This is a genomic window from Actinobacillus ureae ATCC 25976, assembly GCF_000188255.1.
Lineage (GTDB): Bacteria > Pseudomonadota > Gammaproteobacteria > Enterobacterales > Pasteurellaceae > Actinobacillus > Actinobacillus ureae.
Window position 1 is genome coordinate 82,285 of record NZ_GL831080.1, and the last position, 6,116, is coordinate 88,400.

A 6,116-nucleotide genomic window follows, 5' to 3' on the forward strand; every position below is an offset into this window, starting at 1 on the left:
AGAGCAAGCGGTCAAATTCTTTAAAAATTTTACGAGGAACAAACGATGTTTTTCGGACATATTTCAAACTACAACCCGAAATAATATCCGGAAGCGATCCAATACGCATTGCGTTATTTAAAAAACACCGATTTTGATGCGATGGAAGTGGGCGTTTACGAGCTGAAAGGCAGAGATATTTACGTCCAAGTATTGGATTTGGAAACCAAAGACATTTCGGAATTCCAACCCGAAGTCCACCATAATTACTTAGATGTGCAATATCTTCACAAAGGTAAAGAAAAAATGGCGTTTGCGGTAGATAGCGGTAAGAATCCAATTCACACCACTTACCTGCCGGAATGAGATATTCAGTATTATCAAGCAGTCGAAAATGAGCAAATTTTTACCTGTGAAACCGGTAATTTTGCCGTGTTTTTCCCCGGAAGATTGCCATAGAACAGCGATTTTTAACGGCACGGAGAAAATCCGCAAAGTGGTAGTAAAAATTGCAATGTCTGAAACTAAGTAAAACGCTTCCCTCTTTACTAAAGAGGGGGATCTTACAAGTAGTAAAAAAATTCTAGATTTTTACAAACTCAAGGAGCAAAAGATGAAACCCATCGCTCAATTTATTGGAAAAGCGATTGAGGCGTTTGCCGTGATTATTTTATCGGCAATGTCGATTTTGGTTTTTCTCAATGTAGTGCTGCGTTACGGTTTTAACAGCAGTATCAATGTGACCGAAGAAGTTTCTCGCTACATGTTCGTTTGGCTCGCCTTTTTAGGTGCGGTATTGGCATTTAGCGAGAATCAACACGTTAGCGTCACCGTACTTACCGACAAACTTTCCCCTATCGGTCGTAATGTTTTAAAACTATTTACCGATGCGGCAATGTTATTCTGCTGCTATCTGATTGTGGACGGCAGTTGGATCCAATTCCAACTTAACCTCAACAACCTCGCACCAATTTCAGGCTTACCAAAAGGGATTACTTTCCTCGCCAGCGTGGTTGCAGGTGTGTTAATCGGTATTTTGATTATTGCAAGAATGGTGACAAATTTGACCGCTTTAGTTAAGGGAGAAGTACAATGACAGTCGTAATTTTCCTTGCCGTATTACTTGGTGCTATTATTTTAGGTGTGCCGGTTGCCTTTGCGTTATTGATTTGTGGTGTAGCGTTAATGCTTCACTTAGATTTATTTGATGCACAAATTATTGCCCAGCAACTTGTTAGCGGTGCGGACAGCTTCTCACTCATGGCGATTCCCTTCTTTATTCTCGCCGGCGAAATTATGAATGAAGGCGGACTTTCCAAACGTATTATCGACTTACCGATGAAATTGGTTGGTCATTAACGTGGCGGTTTAGGTTTCGTGGCAATTCTTGCCGCAATGATTATAGCGAGCCTTTCCAGTTCGGCGGTAGCGGATACCGCAGCGGTAGCAGCAATGTTATTACCGATGATGAAAACTACCGGCTATCCGATTGACCGTTCAGCCGGTTTAATCGGTACTGCGGGTATTATTGCACCGATTATCCCGCCAAGCATTCCGTTTATCGTATTCGGCGTTGCAAGTGGCGTATCCATTACCAAATTATTCTTAGCGGGGATCTTCCCCGGCATTATGATGGGCCTCTGTTTAGCCGCACTCTGGTGGCGGCAAGCGAAACGTCTCGACTTAATGACCTTCTCAAAAGCAACTAAACAAGAACTTTGTATTTCGTTTAAAAACAGTATTTGGGCGTTAATGTTACCAGTGATCATTATCGGAGGTTTTCGTTCCGGTATGTTCACCCCAACCGAAGCCGGTGCGGTAGCGACATTCTATGCGTTAGTGGTTTCACTGTTCGTTTATTGTGAATTGAAATTTAAAGATCTCTATAAAGTGATTTTAACGGCGGCCAAAACCACCGCAGTGGTAATGTTCTTAGTCGCAGCGGCAAACATCACAGGCTGGTTAATTACCGTGGCGGAATTGCCGACCATGTTAACAGAATTACTTGAGCCGTTAATCGAAAGCCCGACAACGTTATTATTAGTGGTGATGTTAGCGGTATTCGTGATCGGTATGGTAATGGACTTAACCGCAACCGTTTTAATCTTAACTCCGGTGTTAATGCCATTAATTGAAGAAGCGGGAATCGACCCGGTTTACTTCGGTGTGTTATTCATTCTTAACACCTCAATCGGCTTAATTACCCCACCGGTCGGTAACGTATTAAACGTGATTACCGGCGTGTCAAAACTGCCGTTTGACCAAGCGGCAAAAGGCATTATGCCGTATCTATTTATGATGATTGGTTTATTACTGCTCTTTGTATTCGTACCGGATTTAATTTTAGTGCCGTTAAGCTGGATGCAGTAATCATAATTCTCCCCTTTGATAGGGGAGAGGGTTAATAAAGTAACAAATTCCCAACCTACTTAGGAGACCCCTATGAAATTTTTTAATCTAAAAACTTTATCAGCTTTCGTTGCCAGCGCAGTGGCATTTTCTGGTGTAGCAAATGCGGAAATCTTGCTTTGTTTCGGTTATGAAGCACCTCGTTCCGACAGCCAACACGTTGCGGCGAAAAAATTTGATGAATTATTAAAAGACAAAACTAAAGGGGAAATCAAACTCAAATTGTTCCCGGACAGCACATTAGGTAATGCACAAACCATGATCAGCGGTATGCGTGGCGGTACGATTGATATTGAAATGTCAGGTTCACCGAACTTCACCGGTTTAGAACCGAAATTAAACGTGATTGATATTCCGTTTATCTTTAAAGATCGTGAACACGTTTACAAAGTGCTAGACGGTGAAATCGGTCAAGGTTTATTACAAGATCTTGAAAAACAAGGCTTAAAAGGCTTGGCGTTCTGGGATGTCGGCTTCCGTGCTTTCTCTAACTCAAAACATGCAGTAAACAAACCGGAAGATATTAAAGGCTTAAAAGTTCGCACCAACCAAAACCCAATGTATATCAAAGCTTTCAACTTATTGGGCGGCAATCCAGTGCCGATGCCGCTTTCTGAACTTTATACCGCACTTGAAACCCGTGCAGTGGATGCACAAGAACATCCAATCGGTATTTTCTGGTCGGCAAAATTATATGAAGTGCAAAAACATTTAAGCCTAACCAACCACGGCTACACTCCATTAATCGTCGTGATGAACAAAGCTAAATTTGACGGCTTAACACCGGAATTGCAAAAAGCAGTGTTAGACGCAGCAAAAGAAGCAGGGCAATTCCAGCGTGATCTCAACGTGAAAAACGAAAAAGACATTATCGAAAAACTTCGCAAAGCCAGCGTAGAAGTGATCGAACAAGTGGATAACGCACCGTTTAAAGCGGCAATTGAAGCGGAAGTTCGCAAAGATTTTATCGAAAAACACGGCAAAGAATTAGTCGAAAAAGTAGATGCATTAGCGAAATAATGCCGTAACAAGCGGTCTGATTTGCAAACTTTTTTGTAAATCAGACCGCTTGTTCTTCTCTCCCTGATTTTTCCTCTCCCCCAGAGGGAGAGGGTGTATAGGAAACTGCTTAGTCCCTTTTTGGAGAACGTTATGAAATGTTTTAATCTTAAAGCACTTGCGACATTGGTTGCGAGTTTCTCTTTATTTAGCGGCGTTCAGGCGGCGGAGACCACTTTCCGTTTCGGTTATGAAGCGCCACGTTCCGACAGCCAACATATTGCCGCCAAAAAATTTAACGAGTTATTACAACAAAAATCCAATAAAGAATTAAAACTGAGCTTGTTCCCCGATAGCACGCTTGGTAATGCGCAAACCGCAATTAGCGGTGTACGTGGCGGCACCATTGATTTAGCGATGTCCAGCTCCTCAAACTTTACGGGACTTGCCTCCGAACTAAACGTGATTGATATTCCGTTTATTTTTAAAGATCGCAGCCACGCTTACCAAGTGTTAGACGGCGAAATTGGACAAACACTGTTGGTAAAATTAGAAGCACACGGCTTAAAAGGTTTAGCATTCTGGGAAGTGGGCTTCCGTGGTTTTACTAACTCTAAACATCTGGTAACCAAACCGGAAAATATTAAAGGTTTGAAAGTACGTACCAACCAAAACCCGATGTATATCAAAGCGTTTTCGATTTTAGGTGAAAATCCGATGCCGCTTTCTGAGCTTTATACCGCATTAGAAACCAAAGCGGTGGATGCACAAGAACACCCTATTGGTATTGTATGGTCAGCAAAACTGTATGAAGTACAAAAATATTTCAGCCCGACTAATCACGGCTATACACCGCTGATTGTGGTAATGAACAAAGCCAAATTCGATGCATTATCGGCGGAGCAACAAAAAGCACTTAGTGAAGCTGCGCTTGAGGCGGGTAAATATCAACGCCAACTCAATTTAGATAATGAACAAGGCATTATCGAAAAAATGAAAAAAGCCGGTGTAGAATTTGTCGAGACACAGGATACTGATCCGTTTAAAGCGGCGGTTGAAGGTGAAACTCGCAAAGCTTTTATTGAAAAAAACGGCGACAACCTTATCAAACAAATTGATGCGTTAGCGAAATAAGCTATTACAAGCGGTCTGATTTGCAAAGTTTTTCGCAAAAATGACCGCTTACAAACTAGGATAAAAACATAGCAATGATGGGAGGCAATCTTTCACCTCTCGAATAATTGGAGCAAAAAATGAACTACTACCTAGGCATAGACTGTGGCGGTACTTTTGTCAAAGCCGCACTTTTTGACCAAACCGGTGAGTTGCACGGTATTCATCGTGAGAATGTGGCGGTTATCAGCGAACCTGCGGGCTATGCCGAGCGAGATATGCAACAACTCTGGCAAGTGTGTGCCGAGATAGTACGTCAAACTATTGCAAAAAGTGGAATAAATCCGACTGCTATCAAAGGGGGGGGCATTTCAGCACAGGGTAAAGGTGCATTTTTACTTGATCAGCAAAACCAACCGCTTGGCAGAGCGATTTTGTCTTCCGATCAACGTTCGCTTTCAATTGTGAAGCAATGGCAGGCGGACGGTATTCCGGAAAAACTTTATCCGATTACCCGCCAGACGTTATGGACCGGGCATCCGGTTTCGATTTTGCGCTGGGTACAAGACAATGAGCCGGAACGCTATGCAAAAATAGGCTCGGTACTGATGTCGCACGACTATTTGCGTTTCTGTCTAACCGGCGAATACGACCAAACGCTTGCCGAACTGCTCGGTTTGCAAAATATTTTAGAAAAGCTACCGCCTGTGATTAAACCGAATCAAATTGCCGGCTATGTTACCGAAGCGGCAGCCGAACTAACCAGCTTAGCAGCAGGAACGCCGGTGGTCGGCGGTTTGTTTGATGTGGTTTCGACCGCACGTTGTGCCAACTTAGATGACGAAAGCAAACTGAATGCGGTATTAGGCACATGGTTGGTTGTCAGCGGCATTACCGATAATCTCGACCCTACTCAAACCTTGCCATTTGTCTATGGTCGCTATGCGGATGAAGGTAAATTTATCATACACGAAGCCAGCCCAACTTCTGCCGGTAATTTGGAATGGTTTGTGAAACAATGGAAATTGGATTATGCGGAAATTAATCAGCAGGTGGCGAGTTTACCGCCGGCAGCCAGTTCCGTGTTATTCGTGCCGTTTTTATATGGCTCGAATGCCGGCTTAGGTATGCAAGCGGGCTTCTACGGCTTGCAATCGCACCACAGCCAAGCACATTTATTGCAGGCGATTTATGAAGGCGTGCTGTTTAGCCTTATGCACCACCTCAACCGTATGAAGCAACGTTTCCCGAATGCAAATGTATTACGTGTAACCGGTGGGCCGACCAAATCACCGATTTGGCTGCAAATGCTCGCCGATTTAACCGGTATGCAATTGGAAATTCCGCAAGTGGAAGAAACCGGTTGTTTAGGTGCGGCATTAATGGCGATGCAAGGCACCGGTGCAGAAATTTCACAAGTGCTGGTATTAAAAGCGGAAATGTTAAAAGTACAACCGAATCCGGCAAATTTTGCCGCTTACCAACAAAAATATCAGCGTTATCAATAGCTCACCGAAGCGTTAAAAGCGATGCTTTAAGCGTAAAAAAGCGGTCGAAATCTGCAAATTTTTTGCAAATTCCGACCGCTTGTCATTTCAAACTGTTCGTTATAAGGC

At 43.2% G+C, this 6,116-nt stretch carries 4 protein-coding genes and 2 pseudogenes; all 6 read left to right on the forward strand.

Annotated features, from left to right (window positions below; translation table 11 throughout):
• The first annotated feature begins 96 nt into the window (after positions 1–96).
• The 6 genes and pseudogenes from HMPREF0027_RS00405 (at position 97) to HMPREF0027_RS00430 (ending at position 6,008) form a co-directional block, all read left to right on the forward strand.
• Positions 97–511: pseudogene (locus HMPREF0027_RS00405) on the forward strand (NanQ anomerase/TabA/YiaL family protein).
• Positions 512–592: 81 nt separating this feature from the next.
• Positions 593–1,075, forward strand: a complete 483-nt coding sequence (locus HMPREF0027_RS00410) for a TRAP transporter small permease (RefSeq protein ID WP_005621133.1) — start codon at positions 593–595, stop codon at positions 1,073–1,075.
• Positions 1,072–2,349: pseudogene (locus tag HMPREF0027_RS00415) on the forward strand (TRAP transporter large permease subunit). Before HMPREF0027_RS00410 ends, HMPREF0027_RS00415 begins: the two are co-directional and overlap by 4 nt.
• 72 nt (positions 2,350–2,421) lie before the next feature.
• On the forward strand, positions 2,422–3,408 hold the full coding sequence (locus tag HMPREF0027_RS00420; RefSeq protein WP_005621139.1) for a TRAP transporter substrate-binding protein: 987 nt from the start codon (positions 2,422–2,424) through the stop codon (positions 3,406–3,408).
• Positions 3,409–3,540: 132 nt separating this feature from the next.
• Positions 3,541–4,521, forward strand: a complete 981-nt coding sequence (locus HMPREF0027_RS00425) for a TRAP transporter substrate-binding protein (RefSeq protein ID WP_005621141.1) — start codon at positions 3,541–3,543, stop codon at positions 4,519–4,521.
• A gap of 119 nt (positions 4,522–4,640) precedes the next feature.
• Positions 4,641–6,008 (forward strand): FGGY-family carbohydrate kinase, encoded by a 1,368-nt coding sequence (locus HMPREF0027_RS00430; protein WP_005621142.1) that lies wholly within the window; start codon positions 4,641–4,643, stop codon positions 6,006–6,008.
• Positions 6,009–6,116: the final 108 nt, after the last annotated feature.

Bases quoted from the DNA above. Each gene is read 5' to 3' on its own strand.
- HMPREF0027_RS00410 (WP_005621133.1), top strand. From the start codon at position 593: ATGAAACCCATCGCTCAATTTATTGGAAAAGCGATTGAGGCGTTTGCC.
- HMPREF0027_RS00420 (WP_005621139.1), top strand. From the start codon at position 2,422: ATGAAATTTTTTAATCTAAAAACTTTATCAGCTTTCGTTGCCAGCGCA.
- HMPREF0027_RS00425 (WP_005621141.1), top strand. From the start codon at position 3,541: ATGAAATGTTTTAATCTTAAAGCACTTGCGACATTGGTTGCGAGTTTC.
- HMPREF0027_RS00430 (WP_005621142.1), top strand. From the start codon at position 4,641: ATGAACTACTACCTAGGCATAGACTGTGGCGGTACTTTTGTCAAAGCC.